General features: G+C 63.9%; 25 protein-coding genes. 8 read left to right on the forward strand and 17 right to left on the reverse strand.

The window, feature by feature from the left end; translation table 11 throughout:
- The first annotated feature begins 4 nt into the window (after nt 1-4).
- Genes ABC729_RS12100 through ABC729_RS12110 form a run of 3 tightly spaced genes read left to right on the forward strand, consistent with a single transcriptional unit; the run spans nt 5 to nt 4675 of the window.
- The gene (locus ABC729_RS12100) at nt 5-1273 is read left to right on the forward strand and encodes an efflux RND transporter periplasmic adaptor subunit (RefSeq protein ID WP_495607819.1); all 1269 of its coding nucleotides are present in this window, start codon (nt 5-7) and stop codon (nt 1271-1273) included.
- Nucleotides 1274-1284: 11 nt separating this feature from the next.
- Nucleotides 1285-4434, forward strand: coding sequence for an efflux RND transporter permease subunit (locus ABC729_RS12105; RefSeq protein ID WP_495607820.1), 3150 nt, complete (start codon nt 1285-1287; stop codon nt 4432-4434).
- 19 nt (nt 4435-4453) lie between these two features.
- Nucleotides 4454-4675 (forward strand): hypothetical protein, encoded by a 222-nt coding sequence (locus tag ABC729_RS12110; protein WP_495607821.1) that lies wholly within the window; start codon nt 4454-4456, stop codon nt 4673-4675.
- A 57-nt stretch (nt 4676-4732) separates the two neighbouring features.
- On the opposite strand, the gene ABC729_RS12115 is transcribed toward ABC729_RS12110, so the two are convergent.
- Nucleotides 4733-5965, reverse strand: coding sequence for an MFS transporter (locus ABC729_RS12115; protein ID WP_495607822.1), 1233 nt, complete (start codon nt 5963-5965; stop codon nt 4733-4735).
- Between the two features lie 218 nt (nt 5966-6183).
- Between ABC729_RS12115 and ABC729_RS12120 the strand changes: the two genes are divergently transcribed.
- The 4 genes from ABC729_RS12120 to ABC729_RS12135 all read left to right on the forward strand — a co-directional run bounded on the left by ABC729_RS12120 (nt 6184) and on the right by ABC729_RS12135 (nt 8154).
- Nucleotides 6184-6555, forward strand: a complete 372-nt coding sequence (locus ABC729_RS12120) for a hypothetical protein (RefSeq protein ID WP_495607823.1) — start codon at nt 6184-6186, stop codon at nt 6553-6555.
- A gap of 63 nt (nt 6556-6618) precedes the next feature.
- A complete protein-coding gene (locus ABC729_RS12125) occupies nt 6619-7359 on the forward strand; it encodes a HupE/UreJ family protein (RefSeq protein WP_495607824.1) in 741 nt (246 codons plus the stop codon).
- Between the two features lie 14 nt (nt 7360-7373).
- Nucleotides 7374-7643, forward strand: a complete 270-nt coding sequence (locus ABC729_RS12130) for a hypothetical protein (protein WP_495607825.1) — start codon at nt 7374-7376, stop codon at nt 7641-7643.
- A gap of 97 nt (nt 7644-7740) precedes the next feature.
- A complete protein-coding gene (locus ABC729_RS12135; protein ID WP_495607826.1) occupies nt 7741-8154 on the forward strand; it encodes a hypothetical protein in 414 nt (137 codons plus the stop codon).
- 132 nt (nt 8155-8286) lie between these two features.
- On the opposite strand, the gene ABC729_RS12140 is transcribed toward ABC729_RS12135, so the two are convergent.
- From ABC729_RS12140 to ABC729_RS12215, 16 genes are all read right to left on the reverse strand, one after another.
- The gene (locus tag ABC729_RS12140; RefSeq protein WP_495607827.1) at nt 8287-8892 is read right to left on the reverse strand and encodes a hypothetical protein; all 606 of its coding nucleotides are present in this window, start codon (nt 8890-8892) and stop codon (nt 8287-8289) included.
- 11 nt (nt 8893-8903) lie between these two features.
- Nucleotides 8904-9647, reverse strand: a complete 744-nt coding sequence (locus ABC729_RS12145) for a HupE/UreJ family protein (RefSeq protein ID WP_495607828.1) — start codon at nt 9645-9647, stop codon at nt 8904-8906.
- Between the two features lie 13 nt (nt 9648-9660).
- The gene (locus ABC729_RS12150; protein ID WP_495607829.1) at nt 9661-10041 is read right to left on the reverse strand and encodes a hypothetical protein; all 381 of its coding nucleotides are present in this window, start codon (nt 10039-10041) and stop codon (nt 9661-9663) included.
- 11 nt (nt 10042-10052) lie between these two features.
- On the reverse strand, nt 10053-10796 hold the full coding sequence (locus tag ABC729_RS12155; RefSeq protein WP_495607830.1) for a DUF4198 domain-containing protein: 744 nt from the start codon (nt 10794-10796) through the stop codon (nt 10053-10055).
- Between the two features lie 234 nt (nt 10797-11030).
- A complete protein-coding gene (locus ABC729_RS12160; RefSeq protein ID WP_495607831.1) occupies nt 11031-11348 on the reverse strand; it encodes a DUF736 domain-containing protein in 318 nt (105 codons plus the stop codon).
- Nucleotides 11345-11647, reverse strand: coding sequence for a DUF2274 domain-containing protein (locus ABC729_RS12165; protein ID WP_495607832.1), 303 nt, complete (start codon nt 11645-11647; stop codon nt 11345-11347). The genes ABC729_RS12160 and ABC729_RS12165 overlap by 4 nt, the downstream gene beginning before the upstream one ends.
- Nucleotides 11648-11650: 3 nt before the next feature.
- Nucleotides 11651-12829: a TraB/TrbI/VirB10 family type IV secretion system protein gene (locus ABC729_RS12170; RefSeq protein ID WP_495607833.1), complete on the reverse strand. Its 1179-nt coding sequence runs from the start codon at nt 12827-12829 to the stop codon at nt 11651-11653.
- Nucleotides 12826-13806 (reverse strand): P-type conjugative transfer protein TrbG, encoded by a 981-nt coding sequence (gene trbG / locus ABC729_RS12175; protein WP_495607834.1) that lies wholly within the window; start codon nt 13804-13806, stop codon nt 12826-12828. Before trbG ends, ABC729_RS12170 begins: the two co-directional genes overlap by 4 nt.
- The gene (gene trbF / locus ABC729_RS12180; protein ID WP_495607835.1) at nt 13803-14510 is read right to left on the reverse strand and encodes a conjugal transfer protein TrbF; all 708 of its coding nucleotides are present in this window, start codon (nt 14508-14510) and stop codon (nt 13803-13805) included. Before trbF ends, trbG begins: the two co-directional genes overlap by 4 nt.
- Nucleotides 14511-14512: 2 nt before the next feature.
- A complete protein-coding gene (gene trbL, locus ABC729_RS12185) occupies nt 14513-15823 on the reverse strand; it encodes a P-type conjugative transfer protein TrbL (RefSeq protein ID WP_495607836.1) in 1311 nt (436 codons plus the stop codon).
- Between the two features lie 11 nt (nt 15824-15834).
- Nucleotides 15835-16530 carry a P-type conjugative transfer protein TrbJ gene (gene trbJ, locus ABC729_RS12190; protein ID WP_495607837.1) on the reverse strand — a complete coding sequence of 232 codons (696 nt, stop codon included), beginning with the start codon at nt 16528-16530 and terminating at the stop codon, nt 15835-15837.
- Nucleotides 16527-18953: a conjugal transfer protein TrbE gene (trbE, locus tag ABC729_RS12195; protein ID WP_495607838.1), complete on the reverse strand. Its 2427-nt coding sequence runs from the start codon at nt 18951-18953 to the stop codon at nt 16527-16529. Before trbE ends, trbJ begins: the two co-directional genes overlap by 4 nt.
- Entirely contained in the window at nt 18947-19210 is a 264-nt protein-coding gene (locus tag ABC729_RS12200) for a VirB3 family type IV secretion system protein (protein ID WP_495607839.1), read from the reverse strand. Before ABC729_RS12200 ends, trbE begins: the two co-directional genes overlap by 7 nt.
- Entirely contained in the window at nt 19207-19530 is a 324-nt protein-coding gene (locus tag ABC729_RS12205; protein ID WP_495608676.1) for a TrbC/VirB2 family type IV secretion system protein, read from the reverse strand. Before ABC729_RS12205 ends, ABC729_RS12200 begins: the two co-directional genes overlap by 4 nt.
- A gap of 27 nt (nt 19531-19557) precedes the next feature.
- Nucleotides 19558-20526: a P-type conjugative transfer ATPase TrbB gene (gene trbB / locus ABC729_RS12210; RefSeq protein ID WP_495607840.1), complete on the reverse strand. Its 969-nt coding sequence runs from the start codon at nt 20524-20526 to the stop codon at nt 19558-19560.
- Nucleotides 20523-20921: a ribbon-helix-helix domain-containing protein gene (locus tag ABC729_RS12215; RefSeq protein WP_495607841.1), complete on the reverse strand. Its 399-nt coding sequence runs from the start codon at nt 20919-20921 to the stop codon at nt 20523-20525. Before ABC729_RS12215 ends, trbB begins: the two co-directional genes overlap by 4 nt.
- Before the next feature lie 193 nt (nt 20922-21114).
- Here ABC729_RS12215 and ABC729_RS12220 point away from each other — a divergent pair, with 193 nt between their 5' ends.
- The gene (locus ABC729_RS12220) at nt 21115-21402 is read left to right on the forward strand and encodes an HU family DNA-binding protein (RefSeq protein ID WP_495607842.1); all 288 of its coding nucleotides are present in this window, start codon (nt 21115-21117) and stop codon (nt 21400-21402) included.
- Nucleotides 21403-21406 lie beyond the last annotated feature (4 nt).

The raw sequence follows: 21406 nt of genomic DNA on the forward strand, positions 1-21406 counted from the left end.
CACAATGACCAAGACCAACATGATCAAGCAGACGCTGCTTGTCGCCACCATCCTGGCCGTCGGCGGCGCCGGCGCCCTATGGCTGATCAACCGGCCGACCGCGACCCATGCCGAGGGCGGCCACGCCGCTGCCCCGGCGGCGGGCGAGTATGAACGTGGCCCCCATCGCGGCCGCATGCTGCGCGACGGGCCGCTGGCCCTGGAACTGACCGTGTTCGAGGACGGCGTTCCCCCGCATTACCGCGTCTATGCCTATGTCGACGACAAGCCCGTGGCCCCGCAAACCGTGGGCCTGGCCGTCGCCGTGACGCGCCTGGGCGGCAAGGTCGACAAGTTCGGCTTCAAGCCAGAGCAGGACTATCTGGCCGGCAATGGCGTGCTGGTGGAGCCGCATTCCTTCGATGTGCATGTGGTCGCCAACCGGGGCGGCAAGCGCAGCGAATGGAAATTCGCCTCTTATGAAGGGCGCACCCGGATCGAACCGGCATCCGCCGAAGCATCGGGCATCCGCACGGAACCGGCTGGCCCCGCCACCATCAACGAGACGGTGGAGGTCACGGGCCGTATCGGTCTCAACATGGACCGGGCCGCGCGTATCGATGCCCGCTTCCCTGGTCTGGTGCGCGAGGTGCGCAAGCTGCCGGGTGACAGGGTGGAGGCTGGCGAAGTCATTGCCACCATCGAAAGCAATGAGAGTCTGCAAACCTATGCCGTGAAGGCCCCGGTCAGTGGCACGGTGCTGTCGCGCGACATCAATGTCGGGGCCGTCACCGGCAATGGCCCGCTGTTCGAGATCGGTGACCTGTCCACGCTCTGGGCCGACCTGCGCCTGTTCCCCGCCGACGCGGCGCGGGTCAGGCCGGGCCAGCCGGTGCGGCTGAAGACCGGTGACGGGACGGAGATCACGGGCAGCGTCCAGCGCATCCTGCCGCTGGCCGATGCGGGCAGCCAGACGGTGATCGCCCGCGTCCTGCTGGACAACACCGATCAGAAGCTGCGACCGGGGCAGATGGTGAATGCCAGCATCATTGTCGCCTCGCGTGAGGTGCCACTGGCGGTGAAAGTGTCCGGCCTGCAGGCCTTCCGTGACTTCACGGTGGTGTTCGCGCTGGTGGGCGACACCTACGAGGTCCGCATGCTGGAGCTTGGCCAGCAGGATGGCGACAAGGTGGAGGTGCTGGGCGGCATCGAGCCCGGTGAACGCTATGTCACCGAGAACAGCTTCCTCATCAAGGCCGACATCGACAAGTCCGGCGCCAGCCACGATCATTGAGGAGCCGGACCATGCTCGATACCCTTATCAAGGCGGCCATCCGGCATCGCTGGCTGGTGCTGGCCCTGACCTTTGGCCTTGCTGCCCTGGGCGTCTATAACTTCACCCGCCTGTCCATCGACGCGGTGCCCGACATCACCAATGTCCAGGTGCAGGTGAATACCGAGGCGCCGGGCTATTCGCCGCTGGAGGCCGAACAGCGCGTCACCTACCCGATCGAGGCCGCCCTGGGTGGCCTGCCGCACCTGTCCTACACCCGTTCCATCTCCCGCTATGGCCTGTCGCAGGTGACGGTGGTGTTCAATGAAGGGACGGATATCTACTTCGCCCGCCAACTCGTCAATGAACGGCTGCAACAGACCTTGGCGCAGTTGCCCGCCGGTATTGAGCCGACCATGGGCCCCATCGCCACGGGCCTGGGCGAGATCTTCATGTACACGATCAGCGCGCGGGACGGCACGACACGGCCGGACGGTAAGCCCTGGACGCCCGCCGACCTGCGGGAGGTTCAGGATTGGGTGGTCCGCCCGCAATTGCGCAACATCTCCGGCGTCACGGAAATCAACACGGTGGGCGGCTTCAACCGCCAGTATCAGGTGTCGCCCGACCCGCAGCGCATGCAGGCCCATGGCGTCACAATGGCCGACATCGTCCAGGCGCTGGAGCGCAATAATGCCAATGTCGGTGCCGGCTATATCGAACGCCACGGCCAGCAATATCTGATCCGCGTGCCGGGACAGGCCACGGGCACGGAAGACCTCGCTTCCATCCTGCTGGACCGGCCCAGCGGGGTACCGCTGCGCATCGGTGATGTGGCGGAGGTCGGTTTCGGGGCGGAGCTGCGCACCGGGGCCGCCACCCAGAACGGCAAGGAAACCGTGCTGGGCACCGTCTTCATGCTGGTGGGAGAGAACAGCCGCGACGTTTCCCGTCTGGTTGCCGCCAAGCTGGAAGAGGTGAAGGCGAGCCTGCCTGCCGGTATCGTGGTGGAGGCGGTTTACGACCGTACCACCCTGGTCGACCGGACCATCGCGACGGTGGAGAAGAACCTGGCCGAGGGCGCGTTGCTGGTCATTGTGGTGCTGTTCCTGCTGCTGGGCAATATCCGCGCCGCTCTGATCACGGCGGCGGTGATCCCGCTGTCCATGCTGCTGACCATCACCGGCATGGTGCAGACCAGGGTGTCGGGCAACCTGATGAGCTTGGGCGCGCTTGATTTCGGCCTGATCGTCGATGGTGCCGTCATCATCATCGAGAATTGCCTGCGCCGCTTTGGCGAGGCGCAGCACCGGCTGGGCCGGTTGCTGACACGCGAGGAGCGGTTCGACCTGGCCGCATCCGCCACGTCGGAGGTGATCAAGCCCAGCTTGTTCGGCGTCTTCATCATCACCATCGTCTATCTGCCCATCTTCACCCTGACCGGGGTGGAGGGGAAGATGTTCCACCCCATGGCCGCCACGGTGGTCATGGCGTTGTCTGCGGCTTTGGTTCTGTCGCTGACCTTCGTGCCCGCCGCTGTCGCCCTGTTCGTCACTGATCGGGTGGCGGAGCATGAGAATGCCGTCATGCAGGCCACGGGCCGCTTCTATGACCGCGCCCTGCGCGTGGCCATCGGCATCCGCGTGCCCATCGTGGTGGCCGCCGCCATGATGGTGGTGCTGTCCGGCATCGCCGCCTCGCGCATGGGGACGGAATTCATCCCCAACCTGGATGAGGGCGACGTGGCCCTGCACGCGCTGCGCATTCCCGGCACCAGCCTGACCCAGGCCATCGGCATGCAGACGGTGCTGGAAGCGCGGCTGAAGCAGTTCCCGGAAATCGACCGCGTCTTCGCCAAGATCGGCACAGCGGAGGTGGCGACCGACCCGATGCCACCCAGCGTGGCGGACACTTTCATCATCATGAAGCCGCGTGACCAATGGCCCGATCCGCGCAAGACCAAGGCACAGCTGGTCGCGGAAATGGCCGCTGCCGTGGCCACCGTGCCCGGCAACAATTACGAGTTCCTGCAACCCATCCAGATGCGCTTCAACGAGTTGATCGCTGGTGTGCGCAGTGAGGTGGCGGTGAAGGTCTATGGTGATGACCTGGAGAAGCTGACAGAGATCGGTGCCCAGATCGAAGCCATCATCAATGCCGTGCCCGGTGCGGCGGATGCCAAGCTGGAGCAGGCCACCGGCCTGCCGATGTTGAGCATCCTGCCCGACCGCGCGGCGCTGGACCGCTATGGCGTCAGCATCGCCGACTTGCAGCAGGTGGTGCAGACGGCACTGGCCGGACAGGTCGCCGGCCAGATCTTCGAGGGTGATCGGCGGTTCGACATTGTCGTCAGGCTGCCGGAGGATATCCGCAGCGACCTGGACCGGTTGCGGCTACTGCCCGTCCCCATGCCGGCGGTCGAGGGTGGTTCGGCCGTGGCCTATCTTCCCCTGGGTGAACTGGCCAAGGTGGAGATCGGCCTGGGTCCCAACCAGATCAGCAGGGAGAACGCCAAGCGCCGCATCGTCGTCACTTCCAATGTGCGCGGTCGCGACCTGGGGTCTTTCGTGCAGGAGATCCAGCGTACCGTGGGCGAGAACGTGACGGTGCCCGAAGGCTATTGGGTGGAATATGGCGGCACGTTCCAGCAGCTCACCTCGGCCACCGAACGGCTGCGGATCGTTGTGCCGTTGACCCTGCTGGCCATTTTCGGCCTGCTGGTCATGGCGTTCGGGTCGATGCGCGATGCCGGCGTCGTGTTCAGTGGCGTGCCATTGGCCCTGACGGGCGGCGTGGCGGCACTGGCGCTGCGCGACATCCCGCTGTCGATCTCCGCCGGGGTCGGTTTCATCGCACTGTCCGGCATCGCGGTGCTGAACGGCGTGGTCATGGTGACCTTCATCCGCAAACTGCTGGATGACGGCATGGCACTGGAGGCTGCGATCACCCAAGGGGCACTGGCCCGCCTGCGACCCGTGCTGATGACGGCGCTGGTGGCAGGGTTGGGCTTCATCCCTATGGCCTTCAATGTCGGCACGGGCAGCGAGGTGCAGCGACCGCTGGCCACCGTGGTCATCGGCGGCATCCTTTCCTCCACCCTGCTGACCCTGCTGGTCCTGCCCGCCTTGTACCGGCTGTGCCACCGCGACACCCGGCAGGTGTCACCGGCGCTGCATCCTTGACCGTGAAAGGAGAAAATCCATGAAGACAAGGATCGCAGTTCTGGTCTTTGCGCTGGCACTGTCGGGATGTTCCACCCCGGCGGACGGGCCAGGACGAACGGTGGCCGACACCACCTGTGAAAGTGGCCAGCGGGCGCAGGAATTCGCCCCGCGCCTTCCCGGCATCAAGCGGTACGGTCCCCGTTGGCGTGATGGGGAGTGCGTTGCCGCAATCCGGTCGCCGGCAACCGAGGTCAAATGAGGAAAGCCCCTCCGTCCCCGCGTTAAGCGGGGCGGAGGGGCGATCCGATTTTGCAGATCAAACCGAACGGGGGGCGTCGTCACCGGCCCAAAGCCGTCCGGCGATGAGCGTGGTGACGAACGCCAGCACGCCCAAGGTGGCAAAAGCGATTGTCAGGCCGCCGGTCGAGCCCAGCCAGCCCGCCAGCGGATATGTCACCAGCCAGCACGCATGGGAAAGCGCGAACTGCGCCGCGAAGATGGCCGGCCGGTCTCCCGCCTCAGCGGAACGGCGCAACAGCCGACCGGACGGTGTCAGCACCGCAGAATTTGCCGCTCCCAATATGAACCAGGCGGGCATGAGGATCGGAAAGGAACCATCGACATTCCCCACAACCAGACCCGTTGCCAGGAGGACCGCCAGGGTCAACAGCCCCCCGGTCAGTACCCAGGCCCCAGCCATCATCACGCTGCGGTCCCCTGTCCGCTCCAACAGCTTGGGCAGCAGGAACGCCATGACCATGGACCCGGCACCATAGGCCGCCAGCAGCAGGGCAACATCCGTTTCCGAGCCGCCGAGCAGACCACGCACCAACACGACGGTGTTGACGATCACCATGGCACCTGTTGCGGCGACGGTCCCGTTGAAGGCCAGCAGGCCACGCAGGCGCGGTGTCCGCAGATAGAGGCGCATTCCCCTTGTGGTCCGGTCATAGATGCCACCCTTGTACTCCACCGGTGTCGGCCTTGTGAGGCGGGTCGATACCACCAGCAGGGCGGACAGGACGAAGCCGACCACGGTGCCAGCGAACAGGTCATGGTAGGTCATGATGGTCAGCAGGGCCGCCGCCAGTGCCGGACTGACCAAGCTCTCCAGATCATAGGCCAGCCGGGCCAGCGACAGGGCCTTGGTATAGTCGGCCTCTTCCGGCAGCACGTCCGGGATGGTCGCCTGGAATGTCGGCGTAAAGGCGGCGGATGCCGATTGCAGCAGAAAGTTCAGCACATAGATTTGCCAGACCTGTGTGACGAAGGGCAGCGACAGCGCGATCAAGGCGCGCACCAGATCCATGGCGACCAGGAAGGTGCGCCGGGGCAACCGGTCGGCAAAGGCACCGGCGACGGGTGCCACCACCACATAGGCCACCATTTTGATCGCCAGCGCCGTACCCAGCACCGCGCCGGCGTCCGCACCCGCCAGATCATAGGCCAGCAGGCCCAGCGCCACAGTCAGCAGCCCGGTTCCCACCAGGGCCACAACCTGTGCTGCGAAGAGGTGGCGGTAGGTGCGGTTCAGCAAGGGAGAGAACAAGGGGATTTCTTTCAAGCTGGTTGGGTAGCGCCTTTCAGCCGGCTTGGACAGAGCCGACTGCCTCAATATGCTATCCCCCTGGTGGGGATATGGCAAGGTTGCTTCAGAGCGTGCGAATGAGTCGCAAATGGGCCATTGACCCGACTTTGGCATTCCGCTATCCCTGGACATATCAGTGGAATAGAGCGGGCATGGGCTTCACGGAGACGTGGTTACCTATGCGTATCGATGGCGACCAGATGGTGAAACTGATCCTGTTGAAAGGCGTTCGCTTCATCATCGTGGCGATGATGCTTTCCGGCGTTTTGTCTTTCGCTCACCACAGCCTGGCCGCCCATATTCCCGATATCGCCATCGCCGATGGTCATGATCATGGACATGACCATGACGGGGAGGATGATCGATCCGCCGGGCCGACCCATAGCCATAACAAGGGCGACCATTCCCACACCGTTCTGATCGCCATAACGTTCCCTCCTGGCGCGCCGAATGTATGGCGCACTGGCTGGCACGATGACATACCGGCGGCCCTGTCCAGCGCACCGCTTTACGCCCTGGAGCGGCCACCACGGGCCGGGTTCCACGCATAGCCACAAGCAGCACCCTGACGGGGGCTGCTTCCCCTATTGCTGAAACTCGGGAAAACCCAAGCCATGAAAAGGCCTCCACCCAGGGTCGGGCAGGCGCGCGCCGCCGTGCCGCCCCGGACCTTGCTTCTGGCCCTGATGGGCATGATCAGCGCCCTTCTGATGGGAAGCGCCGATGCGCTGGCCCATGCCGTGACGCAGGGCGACAAGGGCTATATCCAGGAGATCACGGGCGTGCATCTCCTGCCCTTCATCTATCTCGGCGCCAAGCACATGGTGACCGGCTATGATCACATCCTGTTCCTGTTCGGTGTGATCTTCTTTCTCTATCGGCTGAACCATATCGCGCTGTATGTCAGCCTGTTCGCCCTCGGCCATTCCACCACGATGCTGCTGGGCGTGCTGTTCGACACGAACGTCAATGGGTACCTGATCGACGCCATCATCGGCCTGTCGGTGGTCTATAAGGCGCTGGACAATCTGGGTGCCTATCAGCGCTGGCTGGGTTTCCAGCCCAACACCAAGGTGGCGACACTGGTCTTCGGCCTGTTCCACGGGTTGGGGCTGGCCACCAAGATCCGCGAATATGACGTGGCAGCGGATGGGCTGATCCCCAATCTGCTGGCCTTCAATGTCGGCGTGGAGATTGGTCAGATGCTGGCCTTGTTCGCCATCCTGATCGTGATGGGGTACTGGCGCCGGACTGCCAGCTTCTGGCGCCACGCCTATACCGCCAATGTCGTCATGATGACCGCCGGGTTCATGCTGATCGGATATCAGTTGACCGGCTGGGCCGTCGCTTCCTGAAAGGGATTTGCCCCATGTATAACAGCAACATTCCCACCCAGGCTGAACTGCCGACCTCGGCGCAGCTTCTTCGGTCGACAATCATCGCCATCGTGACCGCTGCCCTGCTGCTGGTCACCGTTGTCCTGCCGTCGGAATATGCCATCGACCCCACCGGTATCGGCAAACTGCTGGGCCTGACGGAGATGGGGGAGATCAAGGCACAATTGGCAGAAGAGGCGGAAGCCGATGCCAAGGCCGACCGGGAGACGGCAACGACATCCCAGCCTGCTACCTCTCCGTAAAACATCTGAAATGCACCGCCGGCTCCTGCCGGCGGTCGACCCAACCTGACACGGGTGGTGCCTGAGGCCGAACCCGTTCGAAGACGATAAGGAAACAATGATGTTGAAGTCGCTGCTGATCGCCGCTGGCCTGTGCCTGCTGCCCGTTACCGCCCTGGCCCATGCCGACCATGCCCATGGCGAGGCGGAAACGGTGGATGAAATGTCGGTGACGCTGGCTCCCGGTCAGGGGGCTGAGGTCAAGGTCGAGGCCAAGCAGGGGGCCAAGATCAATTATTCATGGACGGTCGAGGGCGGTGTGGTGAATTTTGACGCGCATGGCGAGGCTTTCGCCGCACCCGACAAGACCCACAGCTACAAGAAGGGGCGCGGTGCCGCCAGTGATGAAGGCGAAATTACCGCCGCCTTTGATGGAAAGCATGGATGGTTCTGGCGCAATCGCGGTGACAAGGATGTGACCGTAAAAGTACGCGCAACCGGTGACTACACGAACTTCAAGCGCGTGATGTGATCGGTCCTGTTACATCAGGTCAGTGATAGAAAGCTGTTTGCGGGCCCGAATCGCCCGCAAACAGCCCTTCTCAATTTTATGCGCAGGTCCTGCAAACCATGCCCTTGGGGGGCCTGGACGCAGGTCCATTCTTCATTGTACCGGCGGCAGGTACAGGTCCTTGTAGAAGCCCGTGGTTTCCACAACGACCGTCACCGGCGTGTCGCCGCGATTGCGGAAATACCAGCCATGGGTGCCGGTGAAGGGGGCCGTGAAGGCGCCCTGGGCGCTGTCCAGGTCTTTGGCCTTCCAGTAGCTGGAGAATTCGCCCTCCTTGGCGTTGGGCGGTTCACCATGCATGTCGAAGCGCACCTGCCCGCCCGTCGCCTGCCAGCGGAAAATGAAATGATCGCCCTGTGCCATATGAGCCTTCACCTCCGCCCCCGAATGAGGCGGCAGGATCAGTTCCTGGCGATCGCTGCGCAGGACGGTGGATTTGGCGATCTCCGCCGGGGTGGGTGTGCCGGGGGCCACCGGTGTGGCAACGGGTGCGGTGGGCGCCGGTTCCGCCGCCTCACCGCCGCCGCCAGCCAGTTTCGTCAGGCCCAGGGCACCACCGGCCCCCGTCGGGTCGATCCCATATTCAGCCGGCAGCACGAACAGGGTCAGCACCAGGGACGACGCCGCCACGGCACCCAGCCCGGCCCGGAGCAGGGCGCGCGGAGAGGCCTGATAAGGGGTCATGCTCATGTCGGTCATCTGTTTTCCCCTTACGCGGATTGGGTGAGGTAGCCGGCCAGTTGATAGCCCACCAGCGTCAGGCCGGCGGCCATCAGGGCGCCATTGGCCAGCAGCACCGACCGGTTGAAACTGCGCGTTGTGCGCCAGGCATTCATGGCGATCAGGATCAGGCACAGGGCCATGAACTGCCCGATCTCCACCCCGACATTGAAGCTGACCAGATTGGCCAGCAGACCGTCGGGCGAGAGCGACAGTTCCTGCAGCTTGGTCGCCAGACCGAAGCCGTGGAAGAAGCCGAAGATCAGGACGGCGGCCTTGGTATTGGGCTGAAAACCCATCCAGGTCTTGAAGGCCCCCAGATTGTCCAGCGCCTTGTAGACCACCGACAGGCCGATAATGGCGTCGATGATATAGGCATCGGCCCTTATATCGGCCAGCACGCCCAGTAGCAGCGTGGTGGAGTGGCCGACGGCGAACAGGGTGACGTAGGAAGCGACGTCACGCAGCCGGTAAAGGAAGAAGATCACGCCCACCAGGAACAGCAGATGGTCGTAGCCAGTGACCATGTGCTTGGCGCCCAGATAGATATAGGGGATGACATGCACACCCTGCGCATCCTCGATGAAGGATCGATCATCCTCCGACACGCCATGCGCCATGGCATGGGGTGCCCAGATCAGCAGGGCCAGGATCACCAGCCAGGGCAGGGCGGCGACAAGAAGGGGGACGGCGCGACCGCCCCCGTTGGTCCATGACAAAGGGGGCAGCCGCATCGTCTCGCCCCCGTCACTTGACGGTGAAGGACAGGATGGAGCGGGCCTGGCTGGCCTTGTTGACCACCATCACCGCCACCTTGGCCCCACTGGTCAGCTTCACGCCCGGCGCGTCAAAACGGTTGCCGGCAGCGGGCGTCAGATTGACCTGACGCTTCCCGCCCGCATCCATGATGGTCATGGTGGCCGTCAGGTCGCTGCTGGCGACGGGTTCATCCTCTTCGCTGACATAGATGCTGGCGGCATCGGCGCCGGCTACCAGCTCGATCAGCGTTTCGCCCGTCATCTGGACGATGCCGCCATGCTTGGGCGTGGTGTCGCCATGGGCCAGGACCGTCAGCGGCGACAGGGTCAGGGTGGCGGCCAGCGCCAGCCGGATCATCGGGTGCTTCATGTGCAAAATCCTCATTCCGGGGCGTGCGGCAGCACGAAGGACAGGGTCGCCAGATATTCGATATGGTCGATCTGCTTGGGATTGTCCGACGGGCCGACATAGGTGGCGGCCAGCACGTTCAGGCCCTGGTTGCGCACCTTGATGGTGGCGATACCGTCCTTGTCGGTCTTCACCGGCACCTGATCGGGATCGTTCACGAAATCATGCTTCAGGGCCGCATCCTTGACGGGCTTGCCCTTGTAGAGCACGCGCACCTTCAGCGGCTTGCCCATCTCCACCGGCAGGGTCTTGTCCACCGGTACGATCTGCAACACCTGCTCCGGCAGGGCGGGAATGGGGCTGTTGGGGGTGCCGGTCAGGTGGACGGCATATTTCATGGTGCGTTCGGCAACGACAGCATCGGGCACGGTATCGCGCCCGCCCTTGACCCATTTGCCATCCGGCGTGCGGGACCAGAGGCCATTATCCATGATGGCGGCAAAGGCGACGGTCGGCGCCTCGCTGTCCACCACCACGATGGGGCCGGCGACGCGCAGGGTCGCACCCACGGGTGCCCAGTCAGCGTCATAGCCATAGGTGCCGGTCACCAGACCCAGCCGCTTCACCACGTCCAGGTCGTCGGCACCGACACCATAGATCAGGGCCGTCTGCTTGGCCCGCTGCGCGAACCAGATGCCATGGGCCTGGGCGGAAATGGCACCGGCGATACTGGTGAGGCCGACCATCAACGCGGCGGCAAGATAGATGATTTTCATGACCCGTTCCTGTTCGTCTGAAGGTTTTTTGCGGCTTTGATTTTTATCGGTTCAGCGTATGTCTGCTGTTCGCCGCTGCGTGATGTTTTCCACCCAGATCACAGAATCATCGCTTGTATGCAGCTTTGAATCGGCAAGATACGCTGTCGGCGCGGGCGGTAATGTCCAGAACCGCATTGTGCACACGGAAACCCACCCGTCCGCTTCCGGCCCCATCACGACCCGAGAACCTACCTAAACGCGCGCACGCCTCCATATCAGCTTTGCTGAGTCATCAGCACCGGACCAAAACAGGGCAGCATTGATCGACCCTAGCAAAGCTGGGTCATCAAAACGTACCCGCAGGTACGGCTGCGGGTTGTTATCATTAGTTTGTGCTTCCCAGGCATCTCCGATGTGATGGTGGCCGAGTAACAGCCGGTAGGCCGGTGCGGAAGGATTGTCGCGGCTATCGTTCGGAACCAGACGCACCTTGGCATTGATGGTCAGGGTACGGATGACTCCGGTCCAACCACCATCTTTGGACTGCGTGAACTTGCCAATGGTGGTCATGGCTCAGTCCTCCGGCTCGCGGGGCTGAGACCTGATGCCATGGCCACATGTTGGCGTTTCCGACCGCCAACAGGGTCCTGCCCAGACGGACGCTCCTCCTTCTGCGCCCTGGCATAGGCCCGGTCGCTATCCAGGAAGGCATCCAGCATGTAGGGGATGAGATCGGCCACCGGCTCCGGGGTGCCATAGGTTTCCCGGTAAAGAGCAGCGTAGGATTGCAGCCGCTGGTGCAGTTCCGGATTGAGGGTAACGGTTAGCTTTACCGGGGTGCGGTCGGGGAGTTTGGGGAGCTTCAGCATGGGTCAGCCTCCACGGTAGGGGGACAGGATCAGGTCGCGGCGCACAATTACTCGCAGCGGCCAGCCGGGGCGGACGGCCAGGGTCGGTTGGATGTCGAGATTGCGTTCAACCAGTTGCTGGCCAGCGCGGTCGGCATTTTGCTGGACGGACTCCCTGACGGCTCGGACCAAATCGCTTTCCTGCTGCCCGAACGTCAGTTCGGTACTGACACCCAGCAGTGTGGCCATGGCAATGCCCTTCAGGAGGCGGCCAGTATGGAAGTCGACTTCGTCGGTGAGCCCTGAGTTGCCCTGGGTGTCGCTGGCGGGCAGGTTGTCAAGTTGCAGGGACGTGCCATTGGGGCGGATCAGGCGCTGCCAGACCAGCAGCGCACGCTCCTGTCCAAAGCTGACGCGATTATCATATGTGCCGATGAGACGGGAACCTTGGGGGATCAGCAGTATCTGGCCGGTGACGGTGTCATAGACATTCTCGGTCACCTGGGCTGTCACGGTGCCCGGCAGGTCAGAATTGAGACCTGTCACCAGGGCCGCCGCGATGACGCTACCCGCCATGATCTGATGAGGGGATGTAGGGTGCTGCTCAGCGTAGGGATTGTAGATCCCACCCGTGTCAGGGCGAGCCAAGAAGTCCATCTTGCGCTGCGGCTCATCGGGTGTGGCGCTTTCCGTGGCAGAGTCCGGGGCACTTGGATTTGCCACATTCTGACTTTCTGGAATGGCCGGTCTTGTTTTCGGTTCCGTGCGGATGAACAGGCCGGATTGGCGCGCTTGGTTGATCTGGACCTGCTCCGGGCTTGGCTGATTTACCGGCGCAGTGGGTGACCATGGCGTGCTGCTCGCCTGTCGACGCTGCTGCTCCAAGATGGGACGACCGAGGTCACCGGGCAGTGGTGGCCCCAGCGGCGGTGTATCAGGCTTGACCTGACTGTAGTCGGTGGGCAGTCCGGCCAGTGCTTCCGGTGCCGGTGGTTTGGCTGGTTGTGCCAGTTCCTGAGGCCCGGCGTCGCGTTTACCCGGCTGACTTTGGAGAGACAGCATGGTTAGGGTCAGGATGGTGCCAGCAGTAATGCCGCTGCCGCCAATGATCACCCAACGCCGCAGGCGCAATGCCCGGCGCGGAGCAGCCCGCAGTTCCAGCTTTTCGGGCGGCTGCTTGGTGTCGGGAGGGGCCGTGGTCATGACGGCCTCCCATCGGTGCGTTCGATCCGCACTACTTGCTGCGGATCAGTGCCCAGACGCAATTCTGCCGCGGCGAACAGCCTGTCCACGATGTAATGCCGTCCGCGCACACGGTAGTTCACCAATTGCGCCTCACCCTGCGGGCCGATGACAAAGAGCGGCGGGGCTTCGCCCTGGTCGAGGCGGCCGGGGAACTCGATATAGACCTTGGCCCCATCGTCAAAGACCCGTTGCGGCCGCCAGGGGGGATTGTCGCCGGTGATGGCGTAACGGAAGTGCAGGTTTTCCAAGGACAGGCCAGTGGCAACCGGCTGCACCGTCGCTGCCTGACTGTTACGGCGTTGCAGCGCCAGCAACTGATCCTGCGGATAGGTCCAAGACAGTGAGGCCATGGCGGTCTGCGGCGTGCTTTCCATCAGCAGGTGGTAAGCGCGCCGGTCGGTGGTGATGACCAGGTTGGTGGTGAGGCTGGCAGCAACCGGTTTCACCAGCACATGCACCTGGCTCGCCTCCCCTGCCCCGCTGCTGGTGTCGCCGATGATCCAGCGCACCGTGTCACCAGCGGACACGGCCACCAAACTCTCACCGGGCTGGAGGGCTATGTCGGTCACCCGTTCAGGTGCAGCATAGAGCCGATACAAAGCCCCCGCGGTATAGGGATAGACCTGCATGGCGTTGAGATAGCCGCTGCGGGTGGGCTCCAGCGTGGCTGCCTTGTTCGCGTCCGTAACACGCTGGGTCGGGGGGCGATTGTCGGGCATCACCACGGTCGGCGCGGATGGCAATGGCTGCAACTGACCAGGCAGCGGCAAGGGGACGGCCTTCTCAACGATTTGGACCGGGAAGGCTGGTTCGGGCTCAACCTTCGCAGCCTGGAAATCGCTGCTGTCATACGCGATGACGGGTGGCTTCTTGGGGTGACCAGCGCAGGCGGAGAGTATACCGGCCATCAGGACCGGCAGGATCAGCTTGGTCATGGCGTGTTCCTCAGGGATGGTTGGGCATCGAACTCCCGCGACCAGTCGATGGAAGTGATGGTGACGCCCAAGGGGTTGCGGGCCAAGGCCTCCGACGTGCTGGGGGGCCGCAGGCTGACCGCCAGGATCGAGGTCCAGCGATCGGTGCGGACTAGACTGCCGCGCTCGAAATGCTGTTCGGTCCATTTGACCTGGAAGGACAGGTCGGAGGCGCGGACGATGCTGGTGACCTGCACCGTGACGCTGTTGGTGCCGATCCGACTGAAGGGATCGTTGATCTTGGCCTGCTCGTTGAGGAACAGGGCGGCACGGTCGACCACGAAATCATAGGCGGCCAGCCAGTTCTGCCGCACCAACACGGGATCGGTGGAAAGTGACCGGACGTTGCTGATGAAGCGCCCCAGGTAATAGGCGACCTGGGCATCGGTGGGCTGATAGTCACTGGCCGCTGGTGCCACGGCACGGGCCTCGCCCAGCCGATCAATCTCCACCACATAGGGGATAATGCGGCTTTGGCCCGACTGCCAGGCCACGATGCCACAAAGACCCATGGCGAGCGCCAGACAGCCAAAAGCCATCAGCCGCCAGTTCCGGGCCTGAATACGGGCGCTGCCAATCCGTTCATCCCAGAGCTGGGCCGCCTTCTGATAGGGCGTCACGGGGTCGGGCGTAGTGCCATAGCGTTGCAGGGAGCGTTTGAACATGGTCAGTCATCCTTCTGATCAAGGGACGGAGCAGCACTGCCGCCAGACCGGTCCCCATCCTTAATGGCCTGTTCGGTGCTGTGGCGGCGGGCGCGGGCCGCCTGTTCCGCCCGCAGCTTGCGAGCCCAGTCGGGGGCGTTGTCAGTGGTAGCCGACGATGCAGTGTCAGCCCCCTCCCCGCCTGTCTCAGGCGAAGGATCGGGATAGGTGGACTGGCGACCGGACTGATAGGCCTCGCGCAACGGCTCGGTGATGCGGTGGCCGACATCCTTGGTCTTGCGCAGGGTGGCCTCTCCGGCGGCACGGGCGATACCGCCCACCCCTGACTGTCCAGCGGCCTGGGCGGATTGGTAGGCACCGGTGGCCGCACCGCCCAGATTGGCACCAGCGCGCACGGCGGACAGACCGGCCCCACCGGCCAGTCTGGCACCGGCCACAGCGGCTCCGCCCGCCAGCAAAACCGTTCCGGCGGCGGCTCCGGCCGTACCCAGTGCAGCACCAGCCCCGAGTTGCGGCGAACCAGACACCAGCCCAGCGGCAATACCGGGACCAAAGATGCCCAGCCCCAGCAGGGCCAGGGACGCCAGCACCATCGTCATCGCTTCATTGATGCCCGGCACCTTGCCATTCAGCGCCTCGGTAAATTCCCGAAAGAAGCTGGAGCCAATGCCGACAATGACGGCCAGGACCATGATCTTGATGCCGGAGGAAATCACATGGCCCAGCACGCGCTCGGCCAGAAAGGCCGTCTTGCTCCACAGGGCAAAGGGAACCAGGACAAACCCGGCCAGCGAGGTCAGCTTGAATTCGATAAGGGTGATGAAGAGCTGCACCGCCAGGATGAAGAAGGCGATCACGACAAAGAACCAGGCCAGGACCATGATGGTCAGGTTCAGGGCATTGCCGAAGATGTCAGGAAAGCCCAGCATGGTGCGGGCTTGATCCAGCAGCGGATGCGCTGCTTGGAACCCCACCGCCGCCAATTGTCCCGGATGCAGCAAGTCGCTGGCCGACAGACCGGAATTCCCCGCCCGCAGCCCAAGCTGCGCAAAAGAGCTGTAAACAGCCTCGGACAGCGCCTGAAAATTACCCAGCACCAGCGCGAAGAACCCGACATAGAGTACCTTGCGGATCAGGCGTGGCATCACGTCGTGATGGGCATCCATGGCCCAGAACAATCCGGCCAGCACCATATCGATGGTGATAAGGGTCGCTGTCAGATAGGCGACATCCCCCGACAGCAGCCCAAAGCCGCTGTCGATGTACCGGATGAAGGTTTCCGTGAACCGGTCAATGATGCCGAGGTCGCCCATGATGGTTTTCCTCAGCGGCTGTAAGCACGACCGTCACCCAGGAACTGCCGGGTGCGTTCCCGCGCCATGGCATTGGCCTCGGCAATGGTGGCCTGGGTTTCGGCATCGGCGCGGTATTGGGCCGCCATCAGGTTTTGCAGTTGCATCTGCTGCTTGATGGACAGGGCCAGGAGCTGGTTACCGGCCTGCTGTGCCTGCAAGCTGCCATCTGCCCCCTGACTGCGATTGACCAGATCGGCCAGCAGGGGTGCATCGGCCTGGATCGCCGTGACGATGCCCGACTGCACCCGCATGGTCTGCTGGTACGCAGCCCTGGCGCTGCGCCATTGGATGTCGGCCTGCTGATCCAGGCTGGCGGCATCGGCATCGCGGTAAGTACCGGGATAGGTGTGTTGCCAAGTGGCATCGCTGCCGGCAAGGTCAAAGCCGATGCTGTCGGCCTGGATCAGCAGCCCTTCGATGCGGTTCAAGGCGCTGGTGATCTGCCCTAGCGACGAGTAATCCAGCCGCTGGAGCTGCCGGGCCATATTCTGCAACATGGTGGCCTGATTTTGCAGGGTGCGGATCTGGTTGTTGATCTGCTCCAGCGCACGGGCAGCCTGGAGCACATTCTGGGCATGGTTGGCCGGGTCATAGACGGTGAAGGCGTCCACCTTACCGATGATCAGGACAACGGCTACCAGGGCCGCGAACAGCTTGGCGCTCATGGTTGGGTCTCCTCAGGGATTTGGTGGAGAAGGTCGGCCGCCCAATCCAGGCCTCTGGCGCGCAGCCAAGGACCGGCAAAGTCCCCCTGCCCCGCCTCAGCCAGAACCTTGTCGATCAGCACCTGCGAAGCCGGGTCCGAGGCCGCGCAGAAGGCCTTGGCCACGGGACCAAGCCCCAGTTGAAACAGCCGGTTACCGCGCCTGGATTGCAGGTAGTAATCCTGCTTGGGCGTGGCCTGGGCGATCAGGGTGATCTGGCGGTCATTGAGCCCGAAGGCGGCATAGACGGCCCTGGCCTGCGGTTCGATGGCGCGGTCATTGGGCAAGAAGATTCGCTGCGGGCAGCTTTCGATCAGGGCCGGGGCAATGTTGCTCCCAGCGATATCGGCCAGCGACTGGGTGGCGAACAGCACTGCGACGTTGCGCTTGCGCAGAACCTTCAGCCATTCCCGGATACGGGCAGCGAAAGCGGGATTGTCGAGATAGACCCAGGCCTCATCCAGGATCAGCAGGGTAGGCGCACCGGTGAAGCGCTCCTCCAGCCGATGGAAAAGGTAGGTCAGGACCGGCAGCACGGCTCCTGTTCGGTGCAGCAGCGCCTCCATCTCGAAGCACTGGACGGCGGCCAAGTCCAAGCCATCGGATGCTGCATCCAGCAAGGCCCCGTGCGGCCCCTCCAGCGTGTAGGGATGGAGGGCGGCTTTCAGCGGGTTGGATTGCAGCAACAGCGACAGGCCGGTCAGCGTGCGCTGTTCCGGGGGTGCCCCGGCCAGGCTGTTCAGCGCCGACCAGACGAGGTCTTTGATCTCCGGCGACACCGCGACCTGTTCATGGTCCAACAGGCCGATAATCCAATCCGCGGCCCAGGCCCGCTGTTCGGGATCGTCGATGTGGCGCAACGGCTGAAAGGAAAGGTCACCCGTCTGGCCCAGCGCATGGTGGCGACCACCCATAGCCAGGGTGGCCGCACGGGCGGAGTTGCCCTTATCGAAGATATAGACCTGCGCACCGGGATAGCGGCGGAATTGCATGGCCATCAGGGCCAACAATACGGACTTTCCCGCCCCCGTTGGCCCCACTACCAGCATATGCCCGACATCGCCGACATGGATGGAAAAGCGGAACGGTGTCGCCCCGCTGGTCTCGGCCTGGAACAGCGGCGGGCCATCCAGATGCCCATTGCGGGCAGGCCCTGCCCAGGTGGCCGACAGCGGCATGAGATGGACAAGGTTCAGGCTGTGAACCAGCGGTTGGCGGACATTGGCATAGACATGGCCGGGCAGACTGCCCAACCAGGCCTCTACGGCATTGATCCGCTCGGGAATGACAGTAAAGCCAAGCCCCGTCAGCACCCGCTCGGCAGCGGCCAGCTTATCGTCTGCCCCCTGCGGGTCTGTATCCCAGACCGTGACACTGGTGGTCAGGTGGCCATAGGCGACATGGTCGGCGCCAAGCGATTGCAGCGCTTCATCGACATCCATCGCCTTGTTGTCAGCATCACTGTCCAGCAGGGTTGAGGGCTCATTGGTCATTACCTCGCGCAGCAGCGCGCCGATGGATTTGCGCTTGGCGAACCAGTGGCGACGCAACCGGTTCAGGGCGCGGGTGGCCTGCTCTTTATCCAGTGGAATCCAGCGCGTGACCCAGCGATAGGGGAAATCCAGATGGTTCAGCCCATCCAGCAGGCCAGGGTTTGTCTGGTTGGGGAAACCCAGCACTGACAGGACCCGCAGATGCCGGTCACCCAGCATCGGCTCCAGCCCACCGAGCAGGGGCGTATCCACCAGCGCCCCGTCGAGATAGAGCGGCACGTCCGGTACGGCGACAGGATGCCGCCGGGTGGAGATGCAGCCGTGCAGATAGGTCAGCGTCTCGGCATCATCCAGATCATGCTGCTCGGGCAGGATGGTTTGCAGCAAACCCGCCAGCCGGAAGAATTCCTGCTGGAACTGCTCCAGCTCCCGTCGCCAGTCACGGCGACCACCCGTTACCTGCCCCCCATCCAGTAAGGCATTACTGGCGCGAGCCTGCGTGTCGGGGGGCGGCAGATAGAGGATTGTCAGGTGGTAGACGCTCTCATAATGGCTACCCGCCCGTTCAAAACCGGCCCGGCGTTCCTGATCGACCAGCCAGGACGCAGCGTCGGGAAAGGCGCTGTCGGGATAGCCCGATGCCGACACCCGTTCCGCCTCAAAGAATAAGGCCCAGCCCGATCCCAACCGCCGCAGGGCATTGTTGGTGCGCGCGGCCAGCGCCACCAACTCGGCCTCCGTGGCGGAATCCAGGTCCGGCCCGCGATAGCGCAGGGTGCGCTGGAAACTGCCATCTTTGTTCAACACGGTGCCGGGGGCGACTATGGCAGCCCAGGGCAGATGATCGGCCAGCCGGTCGGGCCGGGGGCGGTATTCGCGCAGGTTCAGCATGACCAGCCTCCCGCTTGGCGCAGATGGCGGGCCAGGATGGCGGCAATGTGCGCATCGCGGCGGCTGACCAGCACGGCCAGGCTGTGCCCGCCCAACGCCAGCAGCAGGCCCGCCAGCCATTGCTGTAGCCCCAGGCCAATGGCGGCGGCGATGGTGCCGTTGAGAATGGCCAGCGCGCGCGGGGCACCGCCCAGCCGGATCGGCTCGGTCAGTGCGCGGTGCAGCGGTACGGCGAAGCCTTCGGGCAGATCCTTCATGGCAGCAGCGCCCCGCCGCCGAAGGAGAAGAAGGACAGGAAGAAGCTGGAGGCGGCAAAGGCCACCGACAGCCCAAAGACGATCTGGATCATCCGCCGGAAGCCGCCCGAGGTTTCCCCGAAGGCCAGGGTCAGACCCGTGGTGATGATGATGATCACCGCCACGATCTTGGCGACGGGGCCTTGGACGGAATCCAGGATGCGCTGGAGCGGGTCCTCCCAGGGCATGCCGGAGCCTGCGGCGTGGGCGGGTGCTGCCAGCAACATGGCCATGCCGGCAAAGGCCAGGGAACGCAGACGGGACACGCGGAACGGTCGCATGCGGAGCGGTCGCATATTGATCTCCTGTCAAAGCTGTTGAAGGTCGGCCGGACCCATGGTGACGATCCGGTAATCGCCATGGGCGTCGAGCCCGTCGGTGCGGGCGATGGCATCCACCCGACGCTGACCGCCACGGGATTGGATATGGACGATCAGGTCTACCGCCTCGGCGATCAGGCGGCGGGGCACGGTGACGACCGCCTCCTGCGCCAACTGTTCCAGCCGATAGAGGGCGGCCTGGGCGGAGTTCGCATGCAGGGTGGCGATGCCGCCGGGATGGCCGGTGTTCCAGGCCTTGAGCAGGTCCAGCGCCTCCCCGCCCCGGACCTCCCCGACAATGATCCGATCGGGCCGCAGCCGCAGGGTGGAGCGCACCAGATCGCGCAAGCTGACCACGCCCGGTCGGGTGCGCAGCGCTACACAGTCAGGTGCAGCACATTGCAGCTCGCGCGTATCCTCGATCAGCACCAGCCGTTCAGTGGTCTCGGCCAGTTCTGCCAGCAGGGCGTTGGTCAGCGTGGTCTTGCCAGACGCGGTGCCGCCCGCCACCAGGATGTTGCGGCGCGCCCGCACAGCCCGGCGCAGGGCATCGGCCTGCAAGAGCGAGAGGATGCCGTCGGCAACATAGTCGGCCAGGGTTAGGATGCGCGCCGCCGGTTTGCGGATGACAAAGCAGGGGGCGGTTACCACGGGGGGCAGCAACCCCTCGAACCGCTCACCTGTTGGCAGTTCCGCCGATAGGATAGGCCGGTCGGCATGGGTTTCGGCACCGACATGCGAGGCTACCAGCCGGATCAACCTTTCCACCTCCTCCGGCGGAACCTGCATGCCAGTAGCAGCAATCCCCTGCCCAGCCCGTTCCAGGCGTAGCATGCCATCGGGATTGACCATCACCTCTGTGACGGCAGGATCATCTAGGGCAGTGGCGATGTCCGGCCCCAGGGCGGTGCGCAGCATGGAATGGCGGCGTTCGTCCGCCTCGCGCTTGGGGCTCATGCTGTGCCCTCCCGGCTGGCGGACAGGGTGCGGGTGGGGGCAGCCATCTGGCGGCCCACCTGGTCGATGAATTTCTGGAACCGCTCCTTGCCCACGGCATGGGCGGCCCGGTCAGGTTCCGGTACCGGGGCCGTAACGGTCAGTTGGTAGCGGACATAAAGCGCCAGGCTTTCCAGCAGCACCTGCACATCACGTTCAATCCGCTCCAATTGCCGCCCCTGCCGATCCAGGCGGATGCGCAAGGCCTCCTCGATGCCATTGGCCCCTCGCCGGGTCAGGTACTGGCGCAGCGCATCGGCAACGATGGCGGACTTGGTCGTGCCCGGCTTGGCGGCCAGGGCCTCAAGCTGGGTCGACAGCTCATCATCGAGATAGAGGTGATGGCGAGGTTTCATGGCCCGGCTCCAACAACGAAAATGTTGGTGCCGAGCGTGGGACAGAGCGGCGGAATCTCTTATGGCCGTTACCTACGCCCTTGCGCGATCTGCCCCTGTCCATCCTGGTAACTGGTCAGACGCCGATCATTCAGGGTAAAGGCTTGGAAATCGGGCACTCTGTTGGTGCCGGCAATGCAGAACGGGACGAGAGATGACGGAAAAAATCAGCAAGGACGACCTGGCCGCCATCGTGGCTGAGGTCACAGGCAGCACCAAGGTCAGCAGCAAGGAAGCCGTGGAGCGTATCCTGGGGGCCATTGCCACCGGCCTGAAGGATGGCAAGGAGATCAATCTGGCGGGCTTTGGCAAGTTCACGGCCCAGCAGGTGCCGGAACGTCAGGGCCGCAACCCGCAGACGGGGGCACCGACCACCATCGCCGCCCAGACCAAGGCCAAGTTCGCGCCGGCCAAGGCGCTGAAGGATGTGCTGAACGGCTGATCCT

The organism is Niveispirillum sp. CC-CTL257 (genome assembly GCF_059489915.1).